This window comes from Streptomyces sp. BE303, assembly GCF_036290945.1.
Classification (GTDB): Bacteria; Actinomycetota; Actinomycetes; order Streptomycetales; family Streptomycetaceae; genus Kitasatospora.
The window spans coordinates 22,474-37,172 of sequence record NZ_JAQYWZ010000616.1 but is presented as its reverse complement, the minus strand read 5'-3'; the positions used below and the strand labels follow the sequence as shown (position 1 = coordinate 37,172).

Genomic DNA, 14,699 nt, shown 5'->3' with positions numbered 1-14,699 from the left:
CCCGCCTGCTCGGCCTCGCCGACTCGGTCGGCACGCTGGAACCCGGCAAGAACGCCGACCTCGTGGTGCTCGACTCCGCCACCCACGACCTGGTCGCCGTCATGCGCCGCGGCGAGTGGATCACCGGGGCCGACCGCTTCGCCCCGCTCGGGTCCGCCTGACCCGCCCGGACCCGCCGGTGTCCGCCTGCGCCCGCCGGCAACGGAACGGCCGCCCGCTCCCCTCGGGGAACGGGCGGCCGTTTCGCGTGGACGGGCCGGCCGGATCAGCCGGCGGCCTCCAGCACCACCTGGTCGACCAGGATCGCTCCGCTGCCCGCCGGCACGGTGAGCGTGATCGTGTTCGCCCCCGCCTGGAGCGGCGGGGTTATGTACGTCGTGTACCAGGAGGCCGCCGGCTCCTTCCCCGGCGAGTAGTTCTTGAAGGACAGCCCACCGGGCCAGTCCTTGCCGTTCACCGAAGCCACGGCCTTCACGTCGGTACCCGGGTTGTTGAAGTGCACCGTGAACTTGTACGTCCCGGCCGCCGCCAGCTCGCCGTTCCAGCTGACCGAACCGCCCGGCTGCAGCGTCAGGTAGGCGCCGTCCGCCGACTTGGTGCCCTTGACGGAGTTCCCGGACGGCGCGTTCTGCCCCTGCAGGCCGCTCGCGTCGACGGTGGCGGGGCCGGTCACCGGGGTCGCCGAGGCCGTCGCCGAGGCGGGGGCCGTCGGGCTCGTGCTGCCGGTGCCGCCCGGCGTGGCCGGGGCGCCGGTCGAGCTGGTGGCACCCTTCGCGTTCGTGTCCTTGTCCTTGTCCGGGTCCCCGCCCGAGAGGGCTATCCCGGCGCCGATCGCGACGGCCGCGACCACCGCCACGGCGCCGATCACCGCACCCTTGCCCCGGCCGCCGCCCGGCCGCTCCTCCCCCGGCTGCGGCCGGGAGTGCTCGGCGTAACGGGCCTGCTGGGTCGGGGCGCCGCCGCCGTACTCGGGGTGCTGCGCGGGCACTCCGCCGTACTCGCCCTGCGGCGGGTACGGCTGCCCGGGCTGCGGCGCCTGCGGGTAGCCCGGCTGGGCCGGGTAGGGCTGCTGGGGCCGGGCCTGCTGCCCGTACTGGGCGCGGCCGACCTCCATCGGGCGGCTGTACGGCGTGCGCGGCACGCCCTGCTGCGGCTCGGACGGCTGGGCCGCCGCCGCACCGTCGGCAGGACGGTACAGATAGCCGAACGGGTCGTCGTCCTGAGGGGTGCCGCCCTCCGGGCCCTGGGGCACTCCGCTGTTTCCGGCGGTCGTCACGGTGGTCAACTCCCCCATCGCGGTCGCGCCGCCGGGCTGCCGTGCCCCCGGCGCTGGTCGTGGTCGCTTGTACCCGGGAACACTACCTGTCCTCGGCGACGCCCCGAAAAGACCCCTTGACGACCAGCGGGTAGCTTTCGCCCGGAACGACCCGCTCACGCGGCCCGGAACCTCCGGTCACCGCCCCGGCCGGCCTCCCCGCAGGGTTCCACCACCGGGTTCCCCCGCCGGGCTTCCTCAGCCGGCCCGCCGGTGCGAGCGCTCGCCCCTGGCCCCGCGCACCGCGCCGCCCCTGGCCCGCTTCTCGTCGTACATCCGCTCGTCCGCGGTGTGCAGCACCTCTTCGATGCTCATCCCGCAGCCCGCCCAGCCGACGCCCAGGCTGACGCCGACCCGCATCGCCCGGCCGTCGATCCGCATCGGCGGGATGATCGCGTTGCGCAGCCGGTGGGCGAGGTCCTTGGCCTCGTCGCGCCCGATACCGTCGGCCAGCACCACGAACTCGTCACCGCCGAGCCGGGCCACCGTGTCGCCGTCCCGCACGGCCCCGCTGAGCCGGCGGGCGACCTCGACCAGCACGGCGTCGCCGGCGTTGTGGCCGAACCGGTCGTTGATCGACTTGAAGCCGTCGAGGTCGCAGAAGAGCACCGCGAGCCCCTTCTCCACGACGACCGGGCCGCCCGAGCGGAACGGTCCCGACCAGACCTCGCCGCCGGACCCGTGATCGGCGGGCACGACCGCGTGCACGTGCTCGCCGTAGCCGGCCGGCCCCGGGTTCGCACCGGCGGCCGCCGACGGGTACCCCTCCGGAAGGCCGTAGCCGTGCGCGGGCCCGGACCGCACGTCGGTCCCCTCCAGGCCCTCGTAGGCGGCGTGCGCGCTGTAGGAGTCGGCCACCGCGTACCCGGCGCCCTGGTAGCCGCCGCTCCCGTAGGGGACGTCGGCGGGGCCCGGCTGGTGTCCGGCGGCGCCGACCGTCTGCGGCTGGCCGCAGAGCCGGCGCCCGAGCCGGGCCTTGAGCTCGGCGCTGTTCGGCAGACCGGTGAGCGCGTCGTGGCTGGCCCGGTGGGCGAGCTGGAGCTCGTGCCGCTTCCGGTCCTCGATGTCCTCGACGTGCGTGAGCAGGAAGCTCGGCCCCTCCGCGGCGTCGGCGACGATCGAGTTGCGCAGGCAGACCCACTGGTAGCCGCCGTCCCGCCGGGAGAGGCGCAGTTCAGCCCGGCCGCTCTCGGCGCTGGTGCGCTCCAGCAGCGCCCGGTCGTCCGGGTGGACGAGGTCGGCGAAGCTCTGCTGGCGGAGCACCGCGCGAGGGCGGCCGAGCAGACGACAGAGCGCGTCGTTGACCCTGGTCAGCTGACCGCGCCCGGCCCCGTGCAGCTCGGTGATGGCCATCCCGCTGGGCGCGTACTCGAACGCCTGGCGGAAGCTCTCCTCGCTGGCCCGCAGGGCCTGCTGCTCCTTCTCCAGGCGGGCCAGCGCGCGTTGCATCTCGGCCCGCAGCCGGGCGTTGCCGATCGCGATGGAGGCCTGCAACGAGAACATCTCCAGCGCCTCGCGGGTCCAGGCCCCGGGCCGCTTGCCGCTGCGCGGGCGGTCGACCGAGAGGACGCCGAGCAGGTCGCCGCCGGCGCTGTACATCGGGGCGAGCAGACCGTCGGCCGGGTGCCAGTCGTTGGCGTAGACGGGCATCGGGCCGTCCCCGATCCAGCGCGGGATGTCGCTGGCGACGGCCCAGCCCCGGTCATAGGGGAGGAAGCGCAGGGTGCCCCAGTGGTCGCTGACGCCGAGCAGCCGGTCCCAGGACTCGCGGGAGCCCACCTGGCCGAGGAGGACGGAGGGGCCGCCCATGGCGCTCTCCTCCAGCTCCCAGACGGCCGCCACCACGAGGTCGCCGTCCGGCCGGACCAGGCTGACCGCGGCGGCGTCGAAGCCGAGTCCGTGCACCGCGCCCTCGACCACGGCCTGCAGCGTGCCCGCCAGGCTGCGGGCAGCGTTGAGGTCCGCCACGACCCGGTGCAAGGTGCGGAGGGTCGCGAGACGGACGTACGGCTCCGACTCGGCTTCCATGCGGGGGCTCCCCGGCTGCTTCGGATAGGTCTTGATTGGTTATCGTCCGATTGCCAGAAGAACTGAATCACAGGGAGCACAGCGTTCGGCACGCTCGGTCAGCAATAGGTCGCCACTTGTGACTTAAATCACACGATCCTAATGCGCCCTTCATCAGCCCATCTGTCCCATATCTGGACATAAGCCCTTATCGGAACATTTATCCTGGTCGGCCGGATCGGCCGCGCACTGAAGTCGGCTGCCCGCCGGGCAGGCCCTCCACTTCACTCCTGGGGGTGAGAGCGGCCGCGAACCGTAACCTCGGCCCCACCTCGAAGGCCCGCAGCGAGGGCCGCACCGCGGAACTGCGCCACGGACTGCACCCCGGACTGCGCCGCTGGTCCTACGACCAGGGCCCGATGCCGTTCCGCCCGGTCGCGGGCTACCGTGCGCTACGTGTACTCGTCCCCGCAGCCCGAGGCTGCCTCCCAAGCAACGCCCGACGAGTTCCGGGCGGCGCTCTCCCAGCTCGCCGCCGGAGTGAGCCTGGTGACCGTCCACGACCCGGAGGACGGCGAGGACGTCGGGATGACCGCCACGTCCTTCCTCTCCGTGTCGCTGGAGCCGCCACTGGTCCTGATCTCCGTCCGCGAGGACTCCCGGATGGACGAGGTACTCTCCCGGGCCGACACCTGGGCGGTCTCGCTGCTCACCGAAGGACACAAGGCGCTCGGCTCGCGGTTCGCCATGAAGGGCCGGCTCAGTGACCGGCTGCTGTTCGCCGAGGCCCCGCACCGCCGCGGGGCGTTCAGCGACGCCCCGCTGATCGACGGCGCGCTCGCCACCGTGGAGTGCCGCACCGAGCAGCGGATAGCCGCCGGAGACCACACCCTGCTGCTCGGCCGCGTCCTGGAGGCACTGGTGCCCGACCCGGGCGGCCGTCCGCTGCTCTACTTCCGCGGCGGCTACCGCACCCTGGGCTGACCCCGGCGGGGGCTCCGGTCCCCCCGGCCCCTGCCGCCCGGCGGGCCGCCGTCCTTCCCGACCGACGGCCACCGGCCTGCCGGGCCCGCGTACCGGCCGGGCCCGGTCCCGCGTACGGCCCGCCCTGCCCGCGGGCTACTCGCCCTGCGGGGACCGCCGCCCCTGCTTCAGCTCCGAGCGGTGCCGCTTGTTGGTCAGCCGCCGCTCGACCATGCCCTTGCTGGGCCTGGTCGCCCGGCGGGCCTTCGGCGGCGGCGCCGTCGCCTCCCCGAGCAGGGAGGCCAGCCTGGCCGCGGCGACCTCGCGGTTGCGCCACTGCGAGCGGTGCTCGGAGGCGCGGACCACCAGCACCCGCCCGTCCACCAGCCTGCCCGCCAGCCGCTCCAGCGCGCGCTGCTTCCAGACGTCGGGCAGCGCGGCCGAGGCCGCCAGGTCGTAGCGGAGCTCGACCTGGGTGTCGGACGTGTTGACGTGCTGGCCACCGGGGCCGGAGGAACGTGAGAAGCGCCAGACGAGCTCGGCGTCGGGGACGACCACCGATCCCCGGACGCGAATGGGCTCGGGCATGCGCCCATCATCCCGCGCCGGGCCCCCGCCGGTCACCCGGTTATCCGACCCGGCGCGCAGCCCCGACAATGGCCTGTGTGATCGAGCTCGGCTACTCCCTCTCCAACCGCTTCCCCGACCCCCCGCAGACCGACTACCGGACCGCGACCACCCACGCGCTGCGGTACGACCTGTTCTGCGGCGACGTCTACCTCGACGCCGAGGGAGCGGAGCTGTCCACGGCCTGGGGATGGGTCCCGGTGCTGGACTTCGCCTGGGCGCTCTGCGACATCGCCGAGGAGCTGGACCGCGACCCGGCCGGCGGTCGCGCCGCCCGGGTGCAGACCGCCGACCTCGACTTCACCCAGAACACCGAACTGCTGCGTTTCGCCCGCCGGTTCAACTGGGTCGAGGTCACCGCCACCTGGCTGCCCGACGAGCCGCCGGCCGTGATCCGTCACGGCGACCTGAGGCGCGAAGCCCGCGACTTTCTCCAGGACACACTCGCCGACCTCTTCGACATGCACCCCGATCTCGCCGACAATCCGGCCATCTGGTCACTTCAGGGCCGGTTCCGTCGAATCTGACGGGGAATACCCGAACCCGTGCCGGCGACGGAAATCCGTTGACCCGCGTGGAACCATCTCCGCCGGTTCCCGCGTTATCCCGGCAAAAGCAATCGAAGGGACAGCACACACCATGCCAGTGAGCCTCTCCAAGGGTGGCAACGTCTCGCTGACCAAGGAGGCCCCCGGCCTGACCGCGGTCACCGTCGGCCTCGGCTGGGACGTCCGCACCACCACCGGCGCAGAGTTCGACCTCGACGCCAGCGCGATCGTGCTGAACGCGGACGGAAAGGTGCTGTCCAACGGCCACTTCGTCTTCTTCAACAACACGAGCAGCCCGGACAACACCGTCGTCCACACCGGTGACAACCGCACCGGCGAGGGCGCCGGCGACGACGAGGCGATCAACGTCAACCTCGCCACGCTGCCGGCCGAGGCCACCCGGATCACCTTCCCGGTCTCGATCTACGACGCCGTCGCCCGGTCGCAGAACTTCGGCCAGGTCCGCAACGCCTACATCCGTGTGATCAACGCCGCCGGTGGCGCCGAGATCGCCCGCTACGACCTCTCCGAGGACGCCGCCACCGAGACCGCCATGATCTTCGGCGAGCTCTACCGCAACGGTGCCGAGTGGAAGTTCCGCGCCGTCGGCCAGGGGTACGCCTCCGGCCTGGCCGGCATCGCCCAGGACTTCGGCGTCCAGCTCTGACGTCGCCCCCTGCGGTCCCCGGAGCGCCCGTCCCGCCACCCGGCGGACGGGCGCTCCGCCCGTTCCCGGGCCGCCCGTGACAACGGCGGCGCGGGAGGACGGTGTCCCGTCCTCCCGCGCCGCCGTTCGTTCCCGGAGCCGGATTCAGCGCGTGGCGCGCAGCTCCGGGAGCTGGATCAGCTCGGTCTCGTCGTGGGGGGTCAGGTCGACCACCTCCGGCCCGGCCGTCTCCCCGGGGTCCGCCCCGGCGCCGACCTGCGGCAGCACCTGGGTCTCCGCCTCGGACCGCTCCCGTCCGGCCGTCGCCCGCGCCTGGGCCTGGGCCTGTGCCTGTGCCTGCTCCTGGGCCGCCCGGGCTTCCTGGGCCTGCTGCCGGGCCTGGGCCTCGACCGCCTCGTCCCCCACCACGTCCGCCAGGTCGGTCCGCTCGCCGAGCTCCGCGACACTGCCGACGGCCTGCGCCGGAGCGGCCGGTCGGGCCGGCGCACCGGAGCCGCGGCCGAAGAAGCTGAACCCCTGGCCGCGCACCGCCGAGGACTGCACCGGTCGGGGGCGCTGCCGCTCGGCCGGCACGGCGGGCGGGACGGCGGGCGCCCCGCCGAGCTGCCCGACGGTCGCCGTCAGCACCGGCCGGACCGGCGCCGCGGGAGCCACCCGCGCCGCCGGAGCCGCGGGCGCCGCCGGGACGGCCGCCGCGGAGGGCCCCGCCTCCCCGGGAGCGGGCACCGCGGGCACCACCGGAGCCGGAACCGTCGGCGTCACCCGTGCGGGGGCCGCGGCGGGCACCGACACCGCGGGCGCCTTCGCGGGCGTCGTCGCGGGCGTCGTCCGGGGCCGCAAGGTGACCTCCGCACCCGCCGCGCGCTCGGCCTCCCGCTGCGCCTCCCGTTCCCGCTGCGCCTGCAGCTGCGCCGCGCGCCGCTCCAGCTGCCGCAGCACGGCCCCGGCACGGACGAACGCGGCCGGACTGGCGGGGTACCTGGGCCGGCTCGCGGCGAGCGCCCGCTGGGCCGCCTCGGCCTCCTTGAGCGCCTGCTCGGCGACCGACACGGCGCGTTCCTTGAGCAGCCGGGCGATCTCCGTCTCGGCCTTCGCGAGCCGGGACTTCTCGGCGGTCAGCCGGCGGCCGAACCGGGTCGCCCGCTCCTCGGCCACCTCGGCGGCGTACTCGGCCTCGGCGAGCTGCTCCTCGAACCGCTCCTCGGCCCGCAGGCGCTGCGCGACGGAGAGTTCGGCAGCCGCCCGGGCGGCCCGGTCGCGCTGCCGCAGCAGCACCGCGATCCCGAGCGTCGCGAGCACCGCCGCGACACCCACCGAACGGACCAGGACGGTGTCCTGACTGACAAGCAGCGCGGCCAGCGCGGCGACGATGAGCACGCCGGCGGCGGTGGGGGGAAAGACCCGGCCGAGGACGGAGGAATGACGGTGGCGTCCGCGAGACATGCCAAGAAACTAGCGTGCGAATTGGGGCCGTGTCAGCCCAGGGTCCGCTTTGGCCCTTGACACCGCGCCGGCTTTACCGGACGCACCCGGGGGATCACCAGGGACCGGCGGGGAACGCCCGGTCAGCGGTGGGTGGCCGCAGGCCCGCGCCCGCCCGGGTCGTCGTGGTTCTCCGGCAGCTTGCAGACGTGCTGCAACCAGAGCGCCGCCGCGATCACCGCCACGCCGGCCAGCACCGCGAAGCCGGCGGTGATCGCCTGGTCCTTCCGGGCCGGCACGTCCAGCTCGCCGAGCAGGTGGATCCCGGCTCCCGCGTAGATGCCGGTGACCACCGCCGAGACCAGCGCGCTCGCCTGGCCCAGCACCACCGCGCGGGCCGCGCCCAGCGGGTCGACCCGCTTCGCCCCGGGCTGCCGGTCGCGGGCCGCCTTCAGGCGCGAACGCAGCGACAGCGCGGTGGCGAGCAGGATCACCGCCACCGCGGCCAGCACCACCGGTGCCGCACCGGGCACGGCGGGCAGCGTGTCCAGGGAGGACCAGAGCTTGGCACCGGCCCAGGACAGCGCCGTGGTCGCGGCGGTGATGCCGACCAACAGGCGGAGGCGAAGCAGCTTCACGCGGACAGGGTCCTTTCCCGGGGCAGCGGTGACGGGAGGCCGCCCCCGGGCACGGGCACGGCGGCGCCAGGCCACCGTACCGGGCTCGGCCCGAAGGACACCCCCCGTACCAGGACGCCCACCTGTTCGGCGCCCACCTGTTCGTACGGCCGGGACCCCCGCCCGAGTTCCCCGGCCAGCGACGGCGACGCCGCAGGACCCGGGGCGGGCGGGGCGGACACTACTCCGGCAGGGTCAGCCCGATGTCCTCGCGCCGCCGGACGCCCTGGGCGTCCGGGCCGCCGAGCGCCGCCAGCAGGTCGGCCACCGGCCCGTGGCCGGGCACCTCGGCCTCCGGCTGGGCGTCCAGCCACGGGGCGAGCACGAAGGCCCGCTCGTGCGAGCGCGGGTGCGGCAGCAGCAGCTGCGGGTCCTCGCTGGTGACGCCCTCGTAGGCGAGGATGTCGACGTCCAGGGTGCGCGGACCCCAGTGGACGGTGCGGACCCGGCCGAAGGCGTCCTCGATCGCGTTGCCGCGCTCCAGCAGGTCCCGCGGGGGCAGCGAGGTGCGGAGCACCACCACCGCGTTGTAGTAGGCGGGCTGGTCCTCGGGGCCGCCGACGGCCGCCGTCTCGTACACGGCGGAGACGGCCTTGATCCGGAGCCCGGGGGTGTCCGCGAGGGCGTCCACGGCCCCCTGGAGGGTGTCCAGGCGGTTGCCGAGGTTGGAGCCGAGGGCGATCACGGCGCAGCGCTGGCCGTGCAGGGTGGTGTCGACCGAGTCCACCCGGCTCTCCAGGTCGAACGCGCTCGGCGCGGCGGTCGGGTCGATCGTGCTCATGCGCCCGCCCCGTTCCGCCCGGTCCGGACGGTCACCCGTGCGGGCCTTTCGGTGAGTCGCTCGCTTCGGTCGCTCATCGGGACTTCCTCTACAGCTGGAACGGGCTCGGCGGCTGCCGCGGGGCGCGCGGTGGTGGTCACGCGCGGGCCCGGTGGATGGTCACGGTCACGTCGTCGAACGGCACGGTGATCGGGGCGTCCGGCTTGTGCACGGTCACCTCGACCTCCTCGACCGCCTCGTGCTTCAGGCACTGGTCGGCGATCCGCTGGGCCAGGGTCTCGATCAGGTCGACCGGCTCGCCGGCGATGATCGCGGTGACCTCCTCGGCCACGACGCCGTAGTGCGCCGTGCGGGTGAGGTCGTCGCCGGACGCGGCGGGGCGGGTGTCCAGGTACAGCACCAGGTCCACCACGAAGGTCTGGCCGTCGACGCGCTCGCGCTCGAAGACGCCGTGGTGACCCCGGGCGCGCAGGCCCCGCAGGGTGACGCGGTCCAGCAAACGAATCACTGCTCCCAGTCGGACTGGCCCCACCCCGGAAGGGTGTGGGCAGGCAGGGCGGAGACGGGCGTCGCGCCCGACACTCCGATTTCGAATCTACCCGCGCGCGCCGACAACACCTGACCGTCCTACCCGGCACGAACCGTCGCCACGCGCGCCGGAATGGCGCTTGACGTGAACGTTCGGTGACCGTCCGGGAATTCCCGGACCACCGCCGGGCGACATTTCCCGCCCGTTCCCGGAATCAGTCCTCTTCGTCCTCGTCGGCGCTGGTCAGAACGGGTGAACCGTGATGGGACCAGACTTTCCACCCGGCCGGGGTGCGGCGGAAGAGATTCGTCGAGACGACCTTTCCGCCGACCAGCGGGCCGAGCTCCCCCTCCTCCTCCGCCTCCCCGCCGGAAAGGATGTTCTCGGTGCACGTGACAAGGGCCACATCGCCGTGCACCTCGGCCTCCTCGTCCGTGAGGATGAACTGGATGTACTCGGTGTTCGCCATGATCAACATGTACGAGCGGGTCACCTGGGCCCGTCCGCGCAGCACCGGCCAGCCCGGGTGGACGCAGACCACGCCGCCCTTGTCGTCGGCCTCGTCGGCCCCGAGCCAGGCCTCCTCGACCGCCTCCAGGTCCCCGTTCTCCAGCGCCTCGTAGAGCGCCCGGTTGGCCTCCAGGGCCGCCTCCCGGTCCGCCTCGGCGGCCTGTCGGCCCGCGGTCTCCCCGCTCAACCTGCCGTCACCTGCCATGACCCTCCCGTCCTCCCTGCCGGTCACCCCTGCCGGGCCGCGCGCTGCCAGGCCGCGACCACCCGGACGGCATCCGCCGTGCCGGACACGTCGTGCACCCGCACCGCCCAGGCCCCCGCCCTGGCCGACAGCACCGACACCGCAGCGGTCGCGTCGTCGCGCTCTCGGGCCGGGCGCAGTTCCCCGGTTTCCGGGTCGGCGAGCAGCGTACCCAGGAACCGCTTGCGCGATGCGGCGACCAGGACGGGCCGGCCGAGCGCGGTGAGCGCGTCGAGCCGGCCGAGCAGCTGCCAGTTGTGCTCGGCGGTCTTGGCGAAGCCGAGGCCCGGGTCGAGGATCAGCTGTTCCTCCTTGGCCCCGGCGGCCAGCAGCGCCTCCATCCGGCCGGCGAGCTCGGCGACCACGTCGGTGACGACGTCGTCGTAGACCGCCAGCCGGTCCATGGCCGCGGACTGCCCGCGCCAGTGCATCACCACGAAGGGTGCGCCGGTCTCGGCCACGACCCGGGCCATCGCCGGGTCGGCCAGCCCGCCGGAGACGTCGTTGATGATCACCGCGCCGGCCGCCACGGCCTGCTCGGCGACGGAGGCGCGCATGGTGTCGACGGAGACCGGCACCCCCGCGTCGGCCAGCTCCCGCACCACCGGCAGGACCCGGCTCAGCTCCTCCTCCTCGGGCACCCGCTGCGAGCCGGGGCGGGTGGACTCGCCGCCGACGTCGACCAGGTCCGCGCCGCGGGCGCGGAGCGCGAGCCCGTGGGCGACGGCCCGGGCCGGGTCGTGCCACAGGCCGCCGTCCGAGAAGGAGTCGGGGGTCACGTTGACCACGCCCATGACGGCGCAGCGGTCGAGCCGCGGCAGTCCGGCCGGCAGGGAGAAGGGCACCGAATTGCTCATAACCCCATTATCTGGCCGACGCCATCCGGTCACGCGGCAGCCCACCCCGGACGCCGGTCCGGCACCGGCCGGACAAGCCGCCGGCCCCCGCCGAGGACACGCCTCGACGGGGGCCGGCGGACCGGTCGGCGCGGCTCAGGCGGCCTCGCCGACCTCCGGCCGGGCGTCGGCCGGCATCAGGCCCTGGCGCTGCCGCTTGCGGCCGATCCGGGGCATGCCGAGCGTGATGAAGGCCTCCGCCTGCATCGCGGCGAACCCGATCCGGGGCAGGTCGCGGGTGTTGGGGAAGACCAGGAACCGGGGCTCCCACTCCGGCTGGAACTTGGCGTTGAACTTGTACAGCGACTCGATCTGGAACCAGCGCGAGAGGAAGACCAGCAGCCCCCGCCAGGCCCGCAGCACCGGTCCGGCGCCGATCCGCTCACCGCGGGCGAGCGCCGAGCGGAACATCGCGAAGTTCAGCGAGACCCGCCGGACCCCCATCGCCGGCACCGCCTGCAGCGCCGCGACGATCAGCAGCTCGTTCAGGCCGGGGTCGGCGGCCCGGTCACGGCGCATCAGCTCCAGCGAGATGCCGTCCGTCCCCCAGGGGACGAAGTGCAGCACGGCCTTGAGGTCGTCGCCGGTCTCGCCCTCCTCCGGGGCCTTGTGGGCGGTGACCACCACGCAGGCGTCGTCACCCGGGTCCCCGAACCGGCCGAGGGCCATCGAGAAGCCGCGCTCGGTGTCGGTGCCGCGCCAGCGGGCCGCGGCGTCGGCGATCCGGTACTTCTCCTCCGGGGTCAGGTCGGAGACCCGGCGCACCTGGCAGGAGTAGCCGTTGCGCTCGATCCGCTTGACCATCTGGCGCACGTTGCGCATCGCCCGCCCGGAGAGCGAGAAGGTGGCCGTGTCGACGATCGCCTCGTCCCCCAGCTCCAGCGCGTCCAGGCCCGCCTCCCGGGTCCAGACCTCGCCGCCGACCTCGCTGCAGCCCATCACGGCCGGCACCCAGGCGTGCTCGCGGGCCTCGGCCATGAAGACCTTGATCGCGCCGGGCCAGGCCTCGACGTCGCCGACCGGGTCACCGGAGGCGAGCATCACCCCGGAGACCACCCGGTAGGAGATCGCCGCCTTGCCGCTGGGCGAGAACAGCACGCTCTTGTCGCGGCGCAGCGCGAAGTAGCCGAGCGAGTCCCGCTCGCCGTGGCGCTCCAGCAGCCCACGGACCTTCTCCTCGTCCTCGGCCGTCAGCTCCGGCTTGGGCTTCTCCGGGCGCAGCGCCAGGTACGCGGTGGTGAAGGCGGTGATCAGGCCCATCCCGCCGAGCAGGTAGGCGACCAGGTCGGAGACCCGGTCCGAGGTGTAGTGGACCTGTCCCTCGAAGCCGAACAGTCCGTAGACGACGTGCTCCAGCCGCTCGTACAGGCCGGCGTGGCCGAGCTCGTACCCGGTCCGGGTGGAGACGACCAACAGGCCGAGCAGCACGCTGACGGCGCCCATCACGACCAGGTTGACCACCGCCCGCCAGCGCGTGCGGGGGTCCGCCTTGGCGTAGAACTCGCGCCGGTGGACCAGCACGACCACGAACAGCACCAGCGAGATGACCGCCGGGCCCAGCTGGTGCCAGCGCAGCAGGTGCAGCGCGGCGCCGATCGGCAGCAGGACGCAGACCGCCCGCCAGGCACGCCGCTTGCGCCGGCGCAGCGCGTGCGCGAGCAGCACCAGCAGCAGGCCGACCATCAGGGTGCCGGCGGCGGCCAGGGTGGTGGTGCCGCCGGGCAGCTGCCCGGCGAAGGTGTGCACCTTGGTGTGCCGGAGCTTGGGGAACACCGCGCTGGCGACGTCCACCAGCCCGATCAGCAGACAGGCGTAGCCGACCGCACCGGGCAGCCAGGCCCGGGGTACGGCGGCCGCTTGGGTACGAAGCGTCTGCAGGCCGCGACGGCGGGGCGGCTGCTCGGGGCTCGGCTCAACGGACACGGGAACGCTCATGGAGGTTCAGCGTAGAGGCTTCGGAGCGGTGTCCTGTCACTCCGGGGGAGGAGCCGTGATGGACCTTCATGCGATTTCCTTCATCAGGCAAGACGCACACCAAGGAACCGGAAACGAAGGGTAAGCCGAAGCCCTGGGGGCACTGCGATTGAGCCGAGGGGTGGGTGCCGGAGCCCCTCGCCGCGTGGCGCGACGGGCCCCCGCGTACGCGGTACGTACGGTGGACGCCGCATTCTAGGGCGTCGGTTGCGCACTGCGGCCGGCGGCCTCCCGGGCCCTCCCGACGTCCGGACAGCCTAGCCGCGCTGGCCCCGGCTGACGCACCGCCAGACGATGAACCCTGCACCGACAGTGTCCCACCGGAAGGCCCACGGCATGGAACTGACCAGCGACGCGCTGATGAACTCGCTCCTCGCCCTGGGCTCGGCGGCGCTCGTCGCCACCCTCTGGATCTGGCCCAGGCTGGCGCGCCAGCGCCCGCTGCCGGTGCTCGGCCGGGTCGGACTGATGACGGTCACTCAGGTGTCGGTCCTCGCCGTGATGGCGCTAGCCGTCAACAACTCCTTCGGCTTCTACACCACATGGAACGACCTGCTCAGCTCCGGCGGCACCAAGCTCGCCCTGACCAGCAACGAGAACCACAAGGGCGGAGCGACCCCCGACGCACTGCTCCAGCCGACCAACGAGGGCGGCATGGAGACCGTCGGCGACCTGCCGAAGGGGCCGCCCGAGGAGGTCGGCAGGGTCGAGTCGGTCCGGATCACCGGGAAGGAGACCGGCCTGTCCGACCAGATGTTCGTCTACCTGCCGCCCGAGTACTTCGACCCGAAGTTCGCCCTGGTCCGCTTCCCGGTGCTGCTGGCCATCGCCGGCTACCCCGGCACGACGCTCAATCTGATGAAGGACCTGCCGGTCGTCCAGACCGCCGCCGAGCTCCAGCGCACCGGCAGGATGCAGCCGACCATCGTGGTGCTGTCCCGTCCGACCGTCTCCGCGTCGCGCAACACCGAGTGCGTGGACGTCCCCGGCGGGCCGCTCGCCGAGTCCTGGTTCACCAGGGACGTCCCGGAGGCGCTCCGCTCCGCGTACCGGACCAGCCGCTCGGCCGCCGCCTGGGGCACCTTCGGCTACTCGACCGGCGGCAGCTGCGCGTTCCGGCTGGCGATGCGGTTCCCGAACGTCTTCGGCGCGGCCGGCGGCCTGCACGGCGACTTCAAGGTCGTGGAGGACCAGTTCACCGGCGGCAGCCTGTTCGGCGGCGACGCGGCGCTGGCCGAGCAGAGCGACCTCGCGTGGCGGCTGCAGAACCTGCCCGTCCCGGCCCTGTCGATGCTGGTCGTCTCCACCCGCAAGGAGGCCGACTACCCGCGGACCGTCCAGTTCGTCGACCTGGCCCAGCAGGTCGCCGCCGCCAACCCCCAGTTCACGGTGGAGTCGCTCTACCTGGACGACGGCGGTCACAACTTCGAGAGCTGGGTGCGCGAGCTGCCCGCCTCGCTGGAGTGGATGGGCCACCACCTCGGCTAGGGCAGCCGGGTGACTACCGGCCGGTCGGGCGGACCGCCCGGCGCCCCGGGG

The 14,699-nt window shown here is 73.8% G+C and carries 15 protein-coding genes; 5 read left to right on the top strand and 10 right to left on the bottom strand.

Annotated features, from left to right (window positions below; all coding sequences use genetic code 11):
• Positions 1 to 161 (top strand): amidohydrolase family protein (locus tag PUR56_RS14325; protein ID WP_329949185.1); only part of this gene is annotated, 161 nt, incomplete at its 5' end.
• A gap of 104 nt (positions 162 to 265) precedes the next feature.
• On the opposite strand, the gene PUR56_RS14320 is transcribed toward PUR56_RS14325, so the two are convergent.
• Positions 266 to 1,276 (bottom strand): carbohydrate-binding protein, encoded by a 1,011-nt coding sequence (locus PUR56_RS14320; protein ID WP_329949183.1) that lies wholly within the window; start codon positions 1,274 to 1,276, stop codon positions 266 to 268.
• Between the two features lie 237 nt (positions 1,277 to 1,513).
• Positions 1,514 to 3,343, bottom strand: a complete 1,830-nt coding sequence (locus PUR56_RS14315; protein WP_329949182.1) for a GGDEF domain-containing protein — start codon at positions 3,341 to 3,343, stop codon at positions 1,514 to 1,516.
• Positions 3,344 to 3,769: 426 nt separating this feature from the next.
• On the opposite strand from PUR56_RS14315, the gene PUR56_RS14310 reads away from it, so the two are divergent.
• The gene (locus PUR56_RS14310; RefSeq protein ID WP_380364219.1) at positions 3,770 to 4,306 is read left to right on the top strand and encodes a flavin reductase family protein; all 537 of its coding nucleotides are present in this window, start codon (positions 3,770 to 3,772) and stop codon (positions 4,304 to 4,306) included.
• A 135-nt stretch (positions 4,307 to 4,441) separates the two neighbouring features.
• Here the strand turns inward: PUR56_RS14310 and arfB are convergent, their stop codons facing one another.
• The gene (gene arfB, locus PUR56_RS14305; RefSeq protein ID WP_329883951.1) at positions 4,442 to 4,873 is read right to left on the bottom strand and encodes an alternative ribosome rescue aminoacyl-tRNA hydrolase ArfB; all 432 of its coding nucleotides are present in this window, start codon (positions 4,871 to 4,873) and stop codon (positions 4,442 to 4,444) included.
• A 68-nt stretch (positions 4,874 to 4,941) separates the two neighbouring features.
• Here arfB and PUR56_RS14300 point away from each other — a divergent pair, with 68 nt between their 5' ends.
• On the top strand, positions 4,942 to 5,439 hold the full coding sequence (locus PUR56_RS14300) for a hypothetical protein (RefSeq protein ID WP_380364216.1): 498 nt from the start codon (positions 4,942 to 4,944) through the stop codon (positions 5,437 to 5,439).
• Between the two features lie 112 nt (positions 5,440 to 5,551).
• A complete protein-coding gene (locus tag PUR56_RS14295) occupies positions 5,552 to 6,127 on the top strand; it encodes a TerD family protein (RefSeq protein ID WP_329883953.1) in 576 nt (191 codons plus the stop codon).
• A 144-nt stretch (positions 6,128 to 6,271) separates the two neighbouring features.
• Here PUR56_RS14295 and PUR56_RS14290 read toward each other — a convergent pair whose 3' ends face one another.
• The 7 genes from PUR56_RS14290 to PUR56_RS14260 all read right to left on the bottom strand — a co-directional run bounded on the left by PUR56_RS14290 (position 6,272) and on the right by PUR56_RS14260 (position 13,121).
• Positions 6,272 to 7,570, bottom strand: coding sequence for a hypothetical protein (locus PUR56_RS14290; protein ID WP_329949180.1), 1,299 nt, complete (start codon positions 7,568 to 7,570; stop codon positions 6,272 to 6,274).
• 122 nt (positions 7,571 to 7,692) lie between these two features.
• Positions 7,693 to 8,187 carry a DUF3180 domain-containing protein gene (locus PUR56_RS14285; RefSeq protein WP_329883956.1) on the bottom strand — a complete coding sequence of 165 codons (495 nt, stop codon included), beginning with the start codon at positions 8,185 to 8,187 and terminating at the stop codon, positions 7,693 to 7,695.
• A 220-nt stretch (positions 8,188 to 8,407) separates the two neighbouring features.
• Positions 8,408 to 9,007 (bottom strand): 2-amino-4-hydroxy-6-hydroxymethyldihydropteridine diphosphokinase, encoded by a 600-nt coding sequence (folK, locus tag PUR56_RS14280; protein ID WP_329883958.1) that lies wholly within the window; start codon positions 9,005 to 9,007, stop codon positions 8,408 to 8,410.
• A 136-nt stretch (positions 9,008 to 9,143) separates the two neighbouring features.
• On the bottom strand, positions 9,144 to 9,503 hold the full coding sequence (gene folB, locus PUR56_RS14275) for a dihydroneopterin aldolase (RefSeq protein ID WP_329949184.1): 360 nt from the start codon (positions 9,501 to 9,503) through the stop codon (positions 9,144 to 9,146).
• A gap of 247 nt (positions 9,504 to 9,750) precedes the next feature.
• On the bottom strand, positions 9,751 to 10,251 hold the full coding sequence (locus tag PUR56_RS14270; RefSeq protein ID WP_329883960.1) for a nuclear transport factor 2 family protein: 501 nt from the start codon (positions 10,249 to 10,251) through the stop codon (positions 9,751 to 9,753).
• Between the two features lie 23 nt (positions 10,252 to 10,274).
• A complete protein-coding gene (folP, locus tag PUR56_RS14265; protein ID WP_329949179.1) occupies positions 10,275 to 11,147 on the bottom strand; it encodes a dihydropteroate synthase in 873 nt (290 codons plus the stop codon).
• Positions 11,148 to 11,282: 135 nt separating this feature from the next.
• Complete coding sequence (locus tag PUR56_RS14260) at positions 11,283 to 13,121, bottom strand: phosphatidylglycerol lysyltransferase domain-containing protein (RefSeq protein WP_329949178.1); 1,839 nt, start codon at positions 13,119 to 13,121, stop codon at positions 11,283 to 11,285.
• 375 nt (positions 13,122 to 13,496) lie between these two features.
• On the opposite strand from PUR56_RS14260, the gene PUR56_RS14255 reads away from it, so the two are divergent.
• Positions 13,497 to 14,648 (top strand): alpha/beta hydrolase, encoded by a 1,152-nt coding sequence (locus PUR56_RS14255; RefSeq protein ID WP_329949177.1) that lies wholly within the window; start codon positions 13,497 to 13,499, stop codon positions 14,646 to 14,648.
• The last annotated feature ends 51 nt before the right edge of the window (positions 14,649 to 14,699 follow it).